Origin of the sequence: Rhizobium sp. BK289 (assembly GCF_014193575.1) — a bacterium.
Taxonomy (GTDB): domain Bacteria; phylum Pseudomonadota; class Alphaproteobacteria; order Rhizobiales; family Rhizobiaceae; genus Rhizobium; species Rhizobium tropici_C.
In genome coordinates, this window is the sequence record NZ_JACHZO010000010.1 from 171,479 (window position 1) to 187,325 (window position 15,847).

Below are 15,847 nucleotides of genomic sequence, written 5' to 3' on the forward strand. Positions count from 1 at the left end.
GCGGATGGCGAGAACAACGACATCGGACGCGCGCAAGAAGGACACCCGCGAGAAAATCGAACTCGGCGGCCTGATCGTCAAGGCAGGCTTGCGATACGAGAAACGCGCGCTGCTGCTCGGAGCATTGATCGAACTTCGCTCACGTCTGAGGTCTGACGAAGGCGAACGGGCGCGGTTGATCGCGATCGGAGTGAAGGCGTTTAGCGATGAGAGCGAATAAGCTTGCTCTCGCCGCACCGATCGTGCTGATGATGCTTACCGTCATCGGCATGACCGGGATCGAGCAGTGGCTTTCGGCCTTCGGTAAGACGGAGACCGCGAGGTTGACATTGGGCCGGGCCGGCATCGCCATTCCCTATGTTACGGCCGCGGTCGTCGGCGTGATTTTTCTCTTCGCGAGTGCCGGCGCGAGCGGTATTAAGTTCGCAGGCTGGGGCGTCGTTGCGGGAAGCACGGCAACGATCCTGATCGCGGCAATACGCGAGATGGCACGGCTTATGCCGTTCGCCGGTCAGGTACCGCCGGGCGAGTCCATCATTTCATATCTCGACCCCGCAACCCTGATCGGCGTGACCGCGGCACTGATGGTGGGAAGCTTCGCGTTGCGGGTCGCGCTAATCGGCAATGCCGCCTTCGCGCGCTCCGCGCCGAAGCGCATCCGGGGACAACGGGCGCTGCACGGTGAGGCCGACTGGATGAAAATGCAGAACGCAGCAAAACTTTTCCCCGACGCTGGAGGCATCGTCATCGGCGAACGCTACCGGGTCGACAAGGATACCACGGCAGCGCGCTCGTTCGGTGCAGACGACACCGAGACCTGGGGCGCCGGCGGCAAGTCACCGCTGCTGTGTTTCGACGGTTCGTTCGGATCGTCGCACGGCATCGTGTTCGCCGGTTCGGGTGGCTTCAAGACGACATCCGTGACAATCCCGACGGCCCTCAAATGGGCGGGCGGCCTTGTCGTGCTGGACCCTTCGAACGAGGTCGCGCCGATGGTGCATGGACACCGCAAATCCGCCGCGCGGTTCATCCGCATACTCGATCCGAAGGAACCGGAAACCGGGTTCAACGCGCTTGACTGGATTGGGCGGTACGGCAGAACCAAAGAGGAGGATATCGCTTCGGTCGCATCGTGGATCATGAGCGACAGCGGCGGCCCGCGTAATGTCCGCGACGACTTCTTTCGCGCATCCGCACTTCAGCTGTTGACCGCGCTGATAGCCGACGTCTGCCTGTCAGGTCACACCGACCAGGAGCACCAGACCTTGCGCCAGGTCCGTTCGAATCTGGCCGAGCCGGAACCGAAACTGCGCGAGCGGCTGCAAGCGATCTATGACAACTCGAACTCGGATTTTGTGAGAGAGAACGTCGCTGCCTTCGTCAACATGACGCCGGAAACCTTCTCCGGCGTTTACGCCAATGCAGTCAAGGAAACACACTGGCTGTCGTACGCCAACTATGCGGCACTCGTGTCGGGCTCGGCCTTCTCGACCGAGGCGGTTGCAGACGGTAAGACCGATGTGTTTATCAACATCGACCTGAAGACATTGGAGACGCATTCCGGGCTCGCGCGGGTCATCATCGGCTCGCTCCTCAACGCGATCTACAATCGCGACGGCAAGGTCCAAGGCAGGGCACTCTTCCTCCTCGACGAGGTGGCGCGACTGGGTTACATGCGCGTTCTGGAGACGGCGCGTGATGCCGGCCGAAAGTACGGCGTCACGCTTGTCATGATCTACCAGTCGATCGGGCAGATGCGGGAAACCTATGGCGGTCGCGATGCCGCAAGCAAATGGTTCGAAAGCGCAAGCTGGATTTCGTTCGCGGCGATCAACGATCCGGACACTGCCGACTACATCTCGCGACGATGCGGCATGACCACGGTCGAAATCGATCACGTCAGTCACAGCTTCCAGTCGAAGGGGTCGTCGCGAACACGATCGAAACAGCTCGCTGCGCGGCCGCTGATCCAGCCGCATGAGGTTCTCCAGATGCGCGCCGATGAGCAGATCGTGTTCACTGCGGGAAACCCGCCGCTTCGATGCGGCCGCGCGATTTGGTTCCGGCGTGAAGACATGAAGGCCTGCATCGGCGAGAACCGGCTTCATGGGTTGGAAAGCCGTCTTAAGCCTTTGCGATCGGATCGGCGCACAGCGCCGTGAGCAGGGCTGATCCAGAAAGATGAAGAGTATCGGAGAAATAAGCGCGAGCGTTCGCCCGTCGGGCGAGATTTCGGGAATTCTCGTCGTGCGAGGCCGGGAATAGCGCAGCCGCAGGAGCCTCAACATCGTGGCCCGAAGGGGAGGCGGGACCGACTGCGCCCCGCGCCTCGCACACCGTTTGGCCGGCCGTTCCGCTAACTCGTCTCGCTTCGCGGAAAAGGATGATCCCTTTTCCACCGCAAATGAGAGACGACGGCAACAGCGTTGAAGCAAGCTGCTGCCGCTGCTGCCGGCCCGAGATCACTCACGAATGAAATGGCCGACCTCGATGCGGAAGTCGCTACCTTGCGGCGTCAGCTTGCAAAGAAGCTCATCGAGCAGAACGCGCAATTGCGCAAGATCCTCGCTAGCTTCGACGCGCGTTAATCGCGCGCTGCTATTCGGATAGGGGAAAAGGCTCCGCCGATGGCGGAGCCCCGTTACGTCGATCAATCCCGGTTTGGGCGGGACCAGATGAGCTGGAGACCGTCTTCGCCTTCCACCTCGGCAAGCGTTGCGTAGATCGGAGCCGGGAAGCTCGGATCGTCCAGCTTGACCGAGAGGTAATCGCGGCCTTGCTCGGAGGTCTTCTGCCAGGCGGCGCCGAGTTCAACGCTGCCGACGTAGACGCGGAACTGCGGGCCCTTGTCGGAAGGGTTCTCGATCCGGACGATGCGGGCCTTGATGTTGAGGGCGAGAGTGCGAATGGAGCCGGTGAAGCCGTTTTCGGCGGAGGTGAAGGTACCGATGGTTGCCATTGTCGTATTCCTTTCTTGTGTATCGGGCCGCGCCCATCGCGGCCTCGATGGCTGTCGCAAAGACCGGTGGCGATCGGACCGCACCCGATAGGGCCGCAATGAAATGGAGGGCGGCAAGTCGCCGATTTGTTAGTGGGCGAGGAGGAAGGTGCAGCCTTCCGGGGTAAGAAATCGGCGAGTTGTCGTTGCGGGAAGACGATCGAGGCGCAGCCGGTCTCCGGTCAGACATGCCTCATCGAGCCCGCAGATGGGTTGCCGGAAACTCTCACGGAAGGGATATTGCAATGGCGTTCCGCCGCATTTGCCTTGGGTAGGGATGCTAGCCTGCGCCATGCCGCACTTGCACCGTCGTCGTTAGACGCTTCAATTGGGGAACGGGCCCTTCGCAAACATCGGCCGGCTTGCCACCACGCCTCGTGCGATGTCGTTGCCCTCGCGAATCGCTACCTGGAGGATCAATGCGTCAGCAGACCAAGCCGTCCATCGTTGAACGCAAACCGTCCCGTAAACCTAAACTCGACGCTTCAAAAACGTCGATCTGGGAAGGCTTGGTGCTAACATCGCACAAGGTATCAAGGAGCAGCGGATATGGACCACGCGGCCGCCACCGGTGGTGACGACCACGCTTGAACGGCAGGCCGCGGCCTTCACATCCGCTTCCGGCTGCTGGGAATGCAGAAAGCTCACAGCGCGTTTCGCATGCGCTGCCGCCTGAAAGATCGCCCACTTGTCGTTGGCCAACTCCGAGAGCCACTACTGCAGATAAGAAGCATGATCCGGCCGCGGCTCGAGCTCCGGCGCGACACCGAGGTCGGCGCAGAGGAAGCAACTGCCAAGTTCGGCGATGAGTTCTTCCCGCGCCCGCTCCGTCCGGTCCTTGGCATAGCGCGACAGGTCACGTCCCACGCGATGTTCTGTCGGCGTCTAGTGGGTCGCCTCATGGCTGAGGACGGCCGTGTATCCGGCAGCGTCGCGAAACGCCTCAAAGGGCGGCATCTGGATGTAGTCCATGACCGGGGATAGTGGGCCTGATTGCCGCCGTGCCGAATGACTGCGCCGATATCGCGGAAGAAGCAATCGGCGCTCGCGATCCGCTCGAGCCTGCCCTCGCGCAGAGAGGCTGGGTCGGACGCCACTCGGCGCGACAGGCCTTGAAACGCCCGACCGCCGGTTCAGATCGCAGCGAACAAGGAGGGCAGTCCGGCACGGGTCCGATGCCAATCCCGAACAACGAGAAGGACCGTGGCCGAGCCCTCAATGCCGATGACATCGAAGTCAGGCAACTTCAGCACCAGCGCCCTCGTTTCGGGTCCGCCTATGTCGCGGCTTGAGAACGGATCGCGCTCAGCGACTGGTTATATGGCCGCAGCAGCGGTGATCGCAGCGACGAAACCGCTGCGTTGGATAGATTTATCCCCTTGCGGCACACCTATAAAAACGGCCTTCCGCTGGTGACGGAGGCCTCGACCGAATCTAGGATGGGATGTAACCCAGGTTCGCTACTCTGACCAGCGAGGACGGCAGGATGCAGCCCTCATGTTGCCATCGTTTGTTATGAACAACGGATCGCCGGCATACGGCATGACTCGGATTGACATGAGGAATTTCTCGATGCTGAAGACCACCATTGCCACAGCAATTGGCATGTTCGCTCTCGCTCCACTTGCCAATGCCTCGAGCGACGCCGCTTGGAATGCCCTCTTCGCTAAGGCGAACGGCACCTGCATCGGTCAATCTCGCATGGTCTCTCCCGAGGCGACCGCACCAGTCGTTTTCGATGATGTCATCGGAAAGATTGCCATTCTGCTCCGCGAAAAGAACCCGGAGTCCAAGAAGATGGTCAATATGATCTGCCTATACGACAAGAGATCAGGCAAGGCTTCGATCGCTGAATATCAGTGGTTGGCGCAGTAAACGCGGCTACTCACTCCCGGAACGAGTTTGTTTCCAACATTTCTAGGGTGTCGCCCGGTGGGATCGTCTCAACCTCACGACCGTCCGTGTTCGTCTGCCGCTGGACGGCACTTGTTATTGGTAGCTCTGACGTAGCCAGAAGACTCGCCGGGAACGGTAGGGGCGTTTAACCGCCACGTGGTAGGGCAGGGCTTGGACGAGGTCATCCATCACGGGTCGGGACTGCCGATCATCGTTGCGCAAAGATCGCAAAGTGGCGACCCGCTCGACAGGCAATGTCATGTTGGTTTTTCCGAAATGCTTGCGGAACTGGGTTAGATCGCATTCCAATGGCCAAACTGCTTGCGATCCACAACGACGTCCGGGCGGCGCAGGATGTTCAGTTCCAGACTAAGCCGTTGACCATGTCGCTGGGAGCGGCCTTGACGCCTCCATTCTGCCCTACTCGCCGCGTGGCAGGCGTGGCGAGGAACAGTTTGAAGGCGGCGGCAACTTTGGCCAGAAAACGCTACCTGCAAGAGTCTGCTCACATCAGAGGCCAAATCGTACTCGAACCGACTTTCCCCGAGTATACAGCGACCGCGAATCGCACCGCCGCATTGTAGGATTCTACAACTGCCGCACGATTCCAATCTGTGCTGATTTCTACGCAGAAGAAACAACGACGGAGAAGTTCATGCGAGTTGTCGCGTTCTCAACGCCCCGGACGATCCAAGAGGCACACCTCCTCCACAGCCATCACAAACTTCGTGCCCATGTGTTCTCCGGTCGCTTAGGCTGGGACGTCAAGGTAACTGCGGGATGCGAGTCAGATGTATTCGACGCTCTTGGGCCGACTTACGTCCTCGCGATTTCTGACGGTGGCCAAGTTGCGGGATGTGCAAGGCTGCTCCCGGCGCTTGGTCCGACCATGGTGACGGAGGTCTTTCCCTCGCTTCTCCCGAACGGCCAGCTGAATGCGCATAACGCAATGATCGAAAGCTCCCGCTTTTGCGTCAACACTGCGCTTAAGGAGGGCAGGGGAGAGGGCTCTGTGCATGAAGCGACCCTGACCATGTTTGCAGGCATTATCGAATGGTGCATGGCGAACAACTTCGCGGAAATCGTTACGGTGACCGATGTCCGCTTCGAGCGAATACTCGCTCGTGTCGGTTGGCCGCTCCAACGCTTGGACGAACCCAGGAAGATCGGTGATACCATGGCAGTAGCCGGTATCTTGCCTGCCAATGACAGGACGTTTCAGAAGCTCCGCCCCTTCAGCTACCGCTCGGAATTCACCCCTAGCAGCCAGGCAGCGTAAGGAGAAATCGGTGAACCAGCTTCGTTCTCACCCCCGGCTTGTCCGCAAACTTCAAGAAGCACTCGGCGATCAGCTCTGTGTAGCGCTGGATGACGCAACCGTCGTCGAGATTATGCTCAATCCAGATGGAAAGCTTTTCATCGAGCGGCTGGGGCACGGTATCGCTCCGGCCGGCGAGATGTCGTCGGCAGCAGCTGAAATGGTGATCGGCACCGTGGCCCACGCACTTCAATCGGAAGTCGACACGCAACAGCCGATCATCTCAGGCGAGCTCCCGATCGGCGGTCATCGGTTCGAAGGTTTGCTGCCGCCGGTGGTGACCAAGCCTGCCTTCACGATTCGCCGGCGCGCCTCGCGTCTGATCCCGCTCGACGATTACGTGCGCTCCGGCGTGATGACACCGGATCAGGCCTCTACGATCCGAAGCGCTATCTCCTCCAGGCTGAACATCGTCATTTCCGGTGGCACGGGCTCGGGCAAAACAACCCTCGCGAATGCGGTGATCGAAGAAATCGTCAAGAGCGCACCGGAGGATCGGCTCGTCGTTCTGGAAGATACCGCCGAGATCCAATGCACGGCCGAGAATGTCGTTCTTCTTCATACCAGTGACGCAGTCGACATGGCGAGGCTCTTGAAGAGCACCATGCGCCTGCGTCCCGATCGGATTGTTGTTGGAGAAGTCCGTGACGGTGCCGCTCTCACATTGCTTAAAGCATGGAACACTGGCCACCCGGGCGGCGTGGCAACCATTCACTCAAACACTGCCATATCCGCGTTGCGGCGGCTTGAGCAACTCACCGCCGAGATGAGCCAGCAGCCGATGCACGAAGTGATCGGCGAAGCAGTCGATCTCGTCATCTCCATCGAACGGACACCGCGAGGACGGCGCGTTCGCGACGTCATCCAGGTCGAGCGCTTCACCAACGGCCAATACGAAATCGAATCCGACCCGCTCACCGAAAAAGAGGAAGCACCCCATGTCGCCTAAGAACGTGAGTTTCACCATTGCGCTGCTTGCCATGCCTTTCGTTCTTGCCACCGTTGCGCCGGCGTTCGCTAGTTCCGGCGGCAGCCTGCCGTGGGAGGGGCCATTGCAGCAAATCCAGGAATCGATCACCGGTCCGGTCGCCGGCGCCATTGCACTGGCCGCCGTGGCCATCGCCGGCGGAATGCTGATCTTCGGCGGCGAGCTCAACGATTTCGCGCGGCGACTGGTTTATGTCGTTCTCGTCGCCGGCATCCTGCTCGGCGCCACCAATATCGTTGGCCTGTTCGGCGCCACCGGCGCTTCGATTGGACTGTCTGATGGGCAGTTCACATCGACCCGACAGCCCTCAGAGGGGGAGAGGATTCATGGCTGACTCCCTGTCCAGCCTGCAGCGCAACCGCATCCACCGTGCGCTTTCGCGTCCGAACCTCCTACTGGGGGCCGACCGCGAACTGGTGCTGCTCACCGGTCTGGCCGCAGTCATCCTGATCTTCGTGGTGCTGACCGTTTATTCGGCGCTTTTCGGCGTTGCAGTTTGGATTGTCGTCGTCGGACTTCTCAGGACGATGGCGAAGTCCGACCCGTTCATGCGGCAGGTCTACATCAGGCATATTTCCTACGGGCCCTATTACAAGGCGACCACATCCCCTTGGCGCCGGTATTGAGGAGACGGCCATGGCAGCACTCAAACGCTTCCGCGCGACCGGTCCATCCTTCGCCGACCTCGTTCCCTATGCTGGCCTCGTCGACAATGGCGTGCTCCTGCTGAAGGACGGGAGCCTGATGGCCGGCTGGTACTTCGCCGGGCCGGATTCGGAAAGCGCAACCGACCTCGAACGCAACGACCTGTCGCGGCAGATCAATGCAGTGCTGTCGCAGCTTGGAAGTGGCTGGATGATTCAGGTCGAGGCCATCCGCATTCCGACGGTCGACTATCCATCGGAAGATCGTTGCCATTTCCCCGATCCGGTCACGCGTGCGATCGATGCAGAACGCCGGGCGCATTTCGAGCGCGAGCAGGGGCATTTCGAGAGCAAGCACGCCCTCATCCTGACCTACCGGCCGCTTGAGTCCAGGAAGACCGCCCTCAGCAAATATATCTATTCGGATGAAGAGAGCCGGAAGAAATCCTACGCGGACACGGTGCTGTTCGTTTTCAAGAACGCCGTCCGTGAAGTCGAGCAGTATTTCGCGAACACGTTATCGATCAGACGGATGGAAACCCGTGAGACGATCGAGGGGGGAGGGGAGTGGGTTGCCCGCTATGACGAGCTGCTTCAGTTCGTCCGCTTCTGCATTACCGGCGAGAACCATCCAATCCGGCTTCCGAATATTCCCATGTATGTCGACTGGATCGCGACGGCCGAACTTGAGCACGGCCTGACACCGAAGGTCGAAAACCGCTGCCTTGGCGTCGTGGCGATCGACGGTCTGCCGGCGGAGAGCTGGCCAGGCATTCTCAATAGTCTCGACCTCATGCCGCTGACCTATAGATGGTCGTCCCGCTTCATTTTTCTCGATGCGGAGGAGGCGCGGCAAAAACTCGAGCGCACACGCAAGAAATGGCAGCAGAAGGTCCGGCCGTTCTTCGACCAGATATTCCAGACGCAAAGCCGGTCGATGGACCAGGATGCCATGACGATGGTGGCCGAGACGGAGGATGCCATCGCTCAGGCCTCATCGCAACTGGTTGCCTACGGCTATTACACGCCGGTCATCGTGCTGTTCGACAGCGATCGCGAGGCGCTGCAGGAAAAGGCTGAAGCAATCCGCCGGCTGATTCAGGCTGAAGGCTTTGGCGCTCGGATCGAAACGCTCAACGCGACCGACGCCTTTCTCGGCAGTCTGCCAGGCAATTGGTACTGCAATATACGCGAACCGCTGATCAACACGAGAAACCTCGCGGATTTGATCCCGCTCAACTCGGTGTGGTCGGGAAACCCGATCGCCCCATGCCCGTTCTATCCACCGAATTCGCCGCCATTGATGCAGGTCGCCAGCGGCTCCACTCCATTCCGGCTCAACCTGCATGTCGATGATGTTGGCCATACGCTGATTTTCGGACCAACCGGCTCCGGCAAGTCAACGCTTCTGGCGCTAATCGCTGCGCAGTTCCGGCGATACAGCCAAGCTCAGATCTTTGCATTTGACAAAGGAAGCTCGCTTTTGCCGCTGACGCTCGCAGCTGGCGGCGACCACTATGAGATTGGCGGCGACGCCGAAGGAGACGATAGGGCCTTAGCCTTCTGCCCCTTGTCCGAACTCGCAAGCGACGCCGATCGGGCCTGGGCGACGGAATGGATCGAGATGCTGGTCGGCCTGCAGGGCGTCACCATCACGCCCGATCATCGCAACGCCATCTCCCGTCAGATCGGACTGATGGCGAGTGCCTCCGGTCGTTCGCTTTCGGATTTCGTGAGCGGCGTGCAGCTGCGCCAGATCAAGGACGCACTGCATCACTACACCGTCGATGGGCCGATGGGGCAGCTCCTCGATGCGGAGCAAGACGGGTTGACCCTTGGTGCCTTCCAGACCTTCGAGATCGAGCAGCTCATGAACATGGGCGAGCGGAACCTCGTCCCGGTCCTGACCTACCTGTTCCGCCGGATCGAGAAGCGCCTGGACGGGTCTCCCAGTCTCATCGTCCTCGACGAGGCTTGGCTGATGCTCGGCCATCCCGTGTTCCGCAACAAGATCCGCGAATGGCTGAAGGTGCTGCGCAAGGCCAACTGCGCAGTGGTCCTTGCGACCCAATCCATCTCGGACGCCGAGCGCTCCGGGATTATCGGTGTCCTGAAGGAGTCGTGCCCGACCAAGATTTGCCTCCCGAACGGGGCCGCTCGTGAGCCGGGAACGCGGGAGTTTTATGAACGGCTTGGTTTCAACGAGCGCCAGATCGAGATCGTATCAGGCTCGATCGCCAAGCGCGAATATTACGTGGCAACGCCGGAAGGCCGGCGCCTCTTCGACATGTCACTTGGGCCGGTCGCGCTGAGCTTCGTCGGCGCCTCCGGCAAAGAAGACCTGAAGCGCATCCGCGCACTGAAATCCGAACATGGCCGCGATTGGCCAATCCGCTGGCTTGAAACAAGGGGAGTTCACGATGCCGAATCGCTACTCAAGTCCGAATAGTTGGCTCGCCTGCCTGGCAGTCGCTACCCTGACGATCGGAGCCGCCGCTTCAGCATGGGCGGGGACCGCCACCGGTGCTGCGACGGAATGGACGCAGCTCGCCAACAATGCGCAACTCGTGGACCTCATGAAGAGTTCGGGCATCCAGGTCGACAATCAGCTGACGCAGATCAGCCAGCTCGCTGAGCAGATCGAAAACCAGCTTAAGATCTACCAGAACATGCTGCAAAACACGGCCCAGCTTCCTGGTCATGTCTGGGGACAGGTCGAAAGCGATCTCAAGCAGCTGCGCAGTATCGTCGACCAGGGGCAGGGCATCGCGTTTTCGATGGGCAACGCCGACGACGTTCTTCAGCAGCGTTTTCAAAGCTATGCCGATCTCAAGACCAACTTGCCGGATAATGCCACATTCTCCTCGACCTACCAATCCTGGTCAAATACCAATCGCGAGACCATTGCCAGCTCCCTGAGAGCGGCGAGCCTGACGGCCGGCCAATTCGACAGCGAGGAGGAAACGATGTCCTCGTTGAGATCGATGTCCGAGACGGCCGATGGGCAGATGAAGGCGTTGCAGGTCGGGCATGAAATTGCCGCCCAGCAAGTCGCGCAGATGCAGAAGCTTCGCGGTCTCGTCTCCCAGCAGATAACGATGATGGGAACCTGGCTCCAGACGGAGCAGACCGACAAGGATTTGGCTCAGGCGCGGCGTGAAAAGTTCTTCAATGCTGAGGTCAAGAGCATTCCCGAAGGTCAGAAAATGGAGCCCCGCTGGTGAGCCGCGCCGTCCTCATTGGCCTGCTGCTTGCCGCCATCGCTGCGATCCTATTGATTGCTGATTTCACGGGCACAGCCAAACCGGCCCTCAGCGAGGAGCAACGTGCCCTTCGCGAGAAATTCTTCGGCTCCGGCAAGGAGCTGCCACCAATCAAGGACGGCCAGGAGATGCGTTCAAGATGGTGAAGAGGAATTTTGCACGTTCATTCCTGATCGCCGGACTTGTCTGCCTCGCCTGCGCGGCACCGGCGTTCGCACAGCAGGGACAGGTCCTCACAGAACTGGAAAACCAGGTGTCAGCTGCTGCGAAGGGATGGGAGACCACCATCACGGATGCGGCGAAATCGCTGTTCTGGATCCTCGCGACGATCGAGATCGGGATCGCTGCGGTCTGGCTCGCGATCCAGGCCGCCTCACTGGATAGTTGGTTCGCCGAACTCGTAAGGCGGATCATGTTCATCGGGTTCTTTGGCTTCGTTCTCACGCAAGGCCCGACGTTTGCACGTGCGGTGGTCGACAGCCTTTTTCAGATCGGCTCAGGCGGGGGTTCAGCTTCACCCGCCGAAATATTCGACGCCGGCATCCGAGTCGCCTCGCAAATGTCACAACAGGCGAAATTCGGGGTTTTCGAGGACAATTCGTTGGCGATCGCGGCTGTACTTGCGATGGGTGTCGTCGTCATTTGCTTTTCCCTTGTCGCAGCGATCTTTGTATCGGTTATGGTCGAGATGTATGTTGGTCTGCTCGCCGGCATGATCATGCTGGGGTTGGGCGGCTCGTCCTACACGAAAGACTTCGCCGTCCGTTACCTCATATATGCCTTCGGCGTCGGCATGAAGCTGATGGCGCTGGTGATGATCGCCAAGATCGGGTCGCAGGTCCTCTTAGGGCTAGCGAATGCTCCTACGGCATCGTCCGATCAATTCGTGACCACTTTATCGATCGCCGGCATTTCCGTGGTAGTCTTCATCATCGCCATGTATGTGCCGAACATCATTCAAGGCGTTGTCCAGGGAGCCTCCGTCAGCGGCGGCATGGAAACGATCCACCATGGTGGGCAGGCGGCGTCCTTCGCCACCGGCGCTGGGTTCCTCGCCGCGGGCGCTGCCGGCGCCGGCTTCGCGGCGGCCCAGGCCGCGCGGGCCGCCGGCTCCTCCGTCGCTGGTGCAGCACTTCGCGGCATCGGTGCGGGCTTCAGTTCGGGTGCGCAGGCAGCCGGCTCAGCGGCCAAGGAAAAGGCAATCGGCTCTCCCGGCGCCTATGCCGGCTCCATTCTCGGACTTGCCAACGCGAAGCTCGATGAACAGCGCAGCGGCCACAGCGGACCCAAGCCGCTTCCTGAACGCAATGACAAACCGTAATCACGAGGGAAAGGATAAATGGCAGCGAACCGCGCCCCTGATAATCCGTATCTTGCCGCACGCCTCGAATGGAACGAACGCTATGGCTCCTATGTAAAGGCGGCCGCCGCTTGGCGGATCGTCGGCATCCTTAGCCTGGCGATGGCCGTGATCGGCTTCGGCTACGCAATGTATCTTAGCACCCAGGTGAAGCTTGTCCCCTACATTGTCGAGGTTGACAAGCTTGGAACCGCAGTAACAGCTGGCTTCCCCGAACAAATCGAATATGCCGATGTGCGCGTGGTGCGCTCGACGCTCGGCAATTTCGTCACCAGCTTCCGCTCAATCACGCCCGATGCCGTGGTGCAGAAGCAATACATCGATCGAACCTACGCCCTTCTTCGCAACTCCGATCCGTCGACTGAGAAAATCAACGCCTGGTTCCGTGGCAATTCGCCTTTCGAGAAGGCGAAATCTTCGACAGTTGCCATTGAGGTCAACAACATCGTGGCGCTTTCAAATCAGACCTACCAGATCGACTGGACGGAATACGAGCGGGACCGGAAGGGCAAAGAAACCGGGACACGGCGGTTCCGAGGCATCGCAACGGTCGCGCTGACCGCGCCACAGGATGAGGCGACGATCCGCCTCAACCCGATCGGCCTCTATGTCCGGGATTTCGATTGGACGGCACAGCTTTAAGGGCAGGGATATCTGAATGCAAAAAACAGGATTGATCGCGGCCGCTGGCTGCATAGCCGGACTCGCCTTTGTGGCGGATGCGCAGGCGCAAAGCATGACGAACAATGAGGTGAAGGGCACGAATATCTCTCGGAAATGGCGGGGAACGTCCGGCCTGGTGACCACGGGGGCGGATGGCAAAGTCATCTTCCTATTCGGCGAGACCCAGCCCTCCGTCGTCTGCTCGCCGCTTCAGGTCTGCGATATTGAGCTCCAGGGGGGCGAGATCGTGCGCGACGTCTTGGTCGGCGACACCGTGCGGTGGAAAGTGGAACCAGCGACCTCAGGCGCCACCGGAGGCCAGGCGATTCACCTGATCGTCAAGCCGTCTGAACCCGGTCTTGTGACCTCGATGGTGGTCACGACATCTCGACGCACCTACCACATTCAGCTCAAGTCCCATCCTAGTCAGTACATGGCGCGTGTCGGCTTCGAATATCCGGAAGATGTTTCGACTAAGCTTGCAGACATCAATGCGAGGCTCGAGATAGGCGGCATTCCGGGAGCGGCGCCGGACAAGCTGAACTTTTCCTTTTCCGTGAGCGGCAGCGCACCCTGGAAGCCGAAGCGGGTCTATTCGGACGGCGTGAAGACCTACATCCAGTTCCCGAGAGTTATCTCGGGCCAGGATGCGCCGGTACTCTTCGTCGTTTCCGGCGGTCAAAACCGGATCGTGAACTATCGGATGAAGAACGACATGATGACCGTCGACTATGCGATCGACAAGGCGATCCTCGTTTCGGGCGTCGGCTGGCGGCAGCAGAAGATCACCATTCAGCGGGGAGGGTGATCGATGGGTAAGATCTTCGGATTTCTGATCGTGGCCGCGCTACTCTCCAGTTGCCAAACGGCCGACGACGCGCTGACCACGAGCTCAGCTCCTGTCACCATCACCGGAGCCGCCGAGAGTGCCATTGCTGGCGATATGGCAAGCCGGCTCGCCGAGCAGATCGGCTCGGCCGGTGCGACGGCGATCAAGATGGAAAAGGACACCTCGGAATTCGCGACAGCACTCGAGGCAGCCCTGAAGGGGTGGGGCTACACGGTCGTCACCGACGGCAAGGTTGCAAAGGACGTCAAGCCGGTCGAACTTGCCTATGCAATTGACGGCTTCGACGGGCAGGTTCTTGCTCGTCTGTCGACACCTTCCATCGTTCTCGGTCGTGCTTATACGACAACGGCGGCTGGCGCCACGCCGGCCAGTCCGCTTTCGATCATTCAGCGCAACTGAAGGAGGCCGACATGGTCCAATCCCTCCAGCTTGGCACGTCAGGCCAAGCCGATGGCCAGAATGGCATGCGACGGCTCAACCGCCTGCCGATCATCGTAGCCGTCATCGTCATCGCTTTGTTTGCAGGAGTAGTCGTCATCGGCCTGTCGCTGCGTAGCCTTTCCTTTCATCGTGGCGACATTGAGCCTGCCTCCAACACTCCTGCGACCAGCTTTGGCGACCAGCTCAAGCGAGGTATAACGGATGGAATTATCGGCGAGCCAGAGAAACAGGCGGTGTTTCAACCGAGCCCTGTCCTCGAAGAGAAAATGGAAAAACACGAATCGATCGTCGAGCGACAACCAGCGGAACAGCAAGATCGCCGACCAAGGCCTGAGTCGGAAGAAGAGTGGAAGGCGCGTTTGAAGCGGGAACAGGATGAACAATATATCCGCGAGGCTCAGCGCCAGCGGATGGCCCGCCTGCAGGCGCGCGCTACGGCGCTTGATTCACCGCTGAAAGTCGACATCTTAGATGTCGAGAAGGCAGCGAGCTCCACTAATGAGACTGGCCTACAGCCGGCAAATGTCGCTGCGAACGGTACTTCGGACCTCTACGCTGCTGCCATGAAATCCGGCGTCCTGGGCCAAAACGTCGACCAGAACGGGCAGACGTCGAAGGAGGATTTCTTCAATCAGGACATCAAGGATCTCGGCTACCTGCCGAACCAGGTCGTACCGCAGATGTCGCCCTATGAATTGAAGCGCGGTTCGGTCATCCCGGCGACATTGATTACCGGCCTTAACTCCGATCTGCCTGGGCGGATCACCGCTCAGGTCAATCAGAACGTCTACGACAGCGCGACCGGCTATCGCCTCCTCATCCCGCAGGGTGCCAAGCTGTTCGGTCGCTACGATTCCAAGGTATCGTTCGGGCAGGAGCGCGTTCTCGCGGTCTGGTCGGATCTGATTTTCCCGAACGGATCCACCCTGCAGATCGGTGGCATGGCCGGCACAGATGCCGAAGGATATGGGGGCCTTCAGGACAAGGTTGACCGCCATCTCTGGAGGACATTCGGTTCAGCAGCGCTGGTGGCTATCATCGGGGCGGGTATCGACATGTCAGTCCCGGAGAGCTCGACGCTAGCAACGCAGGATACGGCCTCGGATGCAGCACGGCGAAATTTCGCCGAAAGCTTCGGCCGGGTCGCGGAACAGACGATCTCGAAGACCCTCAATGTTCAACCGACGCTCCAAATTCGGCCGGGCTATAGATTCAACGTCCTGGTGGACCAGGACGTCATCTTCCCAGCTCCCTACCGAGGATGAAAACAGCCTCGACGATCCGCCAGCGCCTTCGTGCGTGCCTCGTACCATAGACGAGCGATATTCCTCCCCAGCCCGCTCTCGGCTATTCCCCTCTGGAGGTTTTCACCTTCACACCTCAAGGGCCGCGGTATCAGCCGGCCCTTTTTCTGTGGGTTGACATA

The 15,847-nt window shown here is 59.9% G+C and carries 17 protein-coding genes and 2 pseudogenes; 16 read left to right on the top strand and 3 right to left on the bottom strand.

Annotated features, from left to right (window positions below; genetic code table 11):
* Positions 1-4 precede the first annotated feature (4 nt).
* The 3 genes from FHT84_RS20545 to FHT84_RS20555 all read left to right on the top strand — a co-directional run bounded on the left by FHT84_RS20545 (position 5) and on the right by FHT84_RS20555 (position 2,588).
* Positions 5-220, top strand: coding sequence for a type IV conjugative transfer system coupling protein TraD (locus FHT84_RS20545; protein WP_169645944.1), 216 nt, complete (start codon positions 5-7; stop codon positions 218-220).
* Positions 207-2,162 carry a Ti-type conjugative transfer system protein TraG gene (traG, locus tag FHT84_RS20550; RefSeq protein WP_169645945.1) on the top strand — a complete coding sequence of 652 codons (1,956 nt, stop codon included), beginning with the start codon at positions 207-209 and terminating at the stop codon, positions 2,160-2,162. The genes FHT84_RS20545 and traG overlap by 14 nt, the downstream gene beginning before the upstream one ends.
* A 264-nt stretch (positions 2,163-2,426) precedes the next feature.
* Positions 2,427-2,588, top strand: a complete 162-nt coding sequence (locus FHT84_RS20555; protein ID WP_169645911.1) for a hypothetical protein — start codon at positions 2,427-2,429, stop codon at positions 2,586-2,588.
* A 62-nt stretch (positions 2,589-2,650) separates the two neighbouring features.
* Here FHT84_RS20555 and FHT84_RS20560 read toward each other — a convergent pair whose 3' ends face one another.
* Together FHT84_RS20560 and FHT84_RS20565 are read right to left on the bottom strand one after the other, a co-directional pair.
* The gene (locus FHT84_RS20560; protein WP_169645946.1) at positions 2,651-2,959 is read right to left on the bottom strand and encodes a DUF736 domain-containing protein; all 309 of its coding nucleotides are present in this window, start codon (positions 2,957-2,959) and stop codon (positions 2,651-2,653) included.
* A gap of 636 nt (positions 2,960-3,595) precedes the next feature.
* Positions 3,596-4,059, bottom strand: a pseudogene (locus FHT84_RS20565) (zincin-like metallopeptidase domain-containing protein); the annotation flags it as partial.
* Between the two features lie 511 nt (positions 4,060-4,570).
* Here FHT84_RS20565 and FHT84_RS20575 point away from each other — a divergent pair.
* On the top strand, positions 4,571-4,873 hold the full coding sequence (locus FHT84_RS20575) for a hypothetical protein (protein WP_113249047.1): 303 nt from the start codon (positions 4,571-4,573) through the stop codon (positions 4,871-4,873).
* A gap of 186 nt (positions 4,874-5,059) precedes the next feature.
* On the opposite strand, the pseudogene FHT84_RS31495 reads toward FHT84_RS20575, so the two are convergent.
* Positions 5,060-5,286: pseudogene (locus FHT84_RS31495) on the bottom strand (IS30 family transposase); the annotation flags it as partial.
* A 263-nt stretch (positions 5,287-5,549) separates the two neighbouring features.
* Between FHT84_RS31495 and FHT84_RS20580 the strand changes: the two are divergent.
* The 12 genes from FHT84_RS20580 to trbI are packed head-to-tail and all read left to right on the top strand — an operon-like array spanning position 5,550 to position 15,686.
* A complete protein-coding gene (locus FHT84_RS20580) occupies positions 5,550-6,173 on the top strand; it encodes an acyl-homoserine-lactone synthase (protein WP_112342866.1) in 624 nt (207 codons plus the stop codon).
* 10 nt (positions 6,174-6,183) lie between these two features.
* A complete protein-coding gene (gene trbB, locus FHT84_RS20585; protein ID WP_113248585.1) occupies positions 6,184-7,161 on the top strand; it encodes a P-type conjugative transfer ATPase TrbB in 978 nt (325 codons plus the stop codon).
* Positions 7,151-7,534 (top strand): TrbC/VirB2 family protein, encoded by a 384-nt coding sequence (locus FHT84_RS20590; protein ID WP_183763878.1) that lies wholly within the window; start codon positions 7,151-7,153, stop codon positions 7,532-7,534. The genes trbB and FHT84_RS20590 overlap by 11 nt, the downstream gene beginning before the upstream one ends.
* On the top strand, positions 7,527-7,826 hold the full coding sequence (locus FHT84_RS20595) for a conjugal transfer protein TrbD (protein WP_183763881.1): 300 nt from the start codon (positions 7,527-7,529) through the stop codon (positions 7,824-7,826). Before FHT84_RS20590 ends, FHT84_RS20595 begins: the two co-directional genes overlap by 8 nt.
* Before the next feature lie 10 nt (positions 7,827-7,836).
* Entirely contained in the window at positions 7,837-10,293 is a 2,457-nt protein-coding gene (locus FHT84_RS20600; RefSeq protein ID WP_183763884.1) for a conjugal transfer protein TrbE, read from the top strand.
* Positions 10,265-11,068 carry a P-type conjugative transfer protein TrbJ gene (gene trbJ, locus FHT84_RS20605; protein ID WP_113248587.1) on the top strand — a complete coding sequence of 268 codons (804 nt, stop codon included), beginning with the start codon at positions 10,265-10,267 and terminating at the stop codon, positions 11,066-11,068. Before FHT84_RS20600 ends, trbJ begins: the two co-directional genes overlap by 29 nt.
* Positions 11,065-11,253 (top strand): entry exclusion protein TrbK, encoded by a 189-nt coding sequence (gene trbK, locus FHT84_RS20610; protein WP_112342860.1) that lies wholly within the window; start codon positions 11,065-11,067, stop codon positions 11,251-11,253. The genes trbJ and trbK overlap by 4 nt, the downstream gene beginning before the upstream one ends.
* Complete coding sequence (gene trbL / locus FHT84_RS20615) at positions 11,247-12,428, top strand: P-type conjugative transfer protein TrbL (protein WP_183763887.1); 1,182 nt, start codon at positions 11,247-11,249, stop codon at positions 12,426-12,428. The genes trbK and trbL overlap by 7 nt, the downstream gene beginning before the upstream one ends.
* Before the next feature lie 18 nt (positions 12,429-12,446).
* Entirely contained in the window at positions 12,447-13,109 is a 663-nt protein-coding gene (locus tag FHT84_RS20620) for a conjugal transfer protein TrbF (RefSeq protein WP_183763890.1), read from the top strand.
* 16 nt (positions 13,110-13,125) lie between these two features.
* Entirely contained in the window at positions 13,126-13,938 is an 813-nt protein-coding gene (trbG, locus tag FHT84_RS20625) for a P-type conjugative transfer protein TrbG (protein ID WP_183763893.1), read from the top strand.
* Between the two features lie 3 nt (positions 13,939-13,941).
* The gene (gene trbH / locus FHT84_RS20630; RefSeq protein ID WP_169645954.1) at positions 13,942-14,379 is read left to right on the top strand and encodes a conjugal transfer protein TrbH; all 438 of its coding nucleotides are present in this window, start codon (positions 13,942-13,944) and stop codon (positions 14,377-14,379) included.
* A gap of 11 nt (positions 14,380-14,390) precedes the next feature.
* On the top strand, positions 14,391-15,686 hold the full coding sequence (gene trbI / locus FHT84_RS20635) for an IncP-type conjugal transfer protein TrbI (RefSeq protein ID WP_183763898.1): 1,296 nt from the start codon (positions 14,391-14,393) through the stop codon (positions 15,684-15,686).
* The last annotated feature ends 161 nt before the right edge of the window (positions 15,687-15,847 follow it).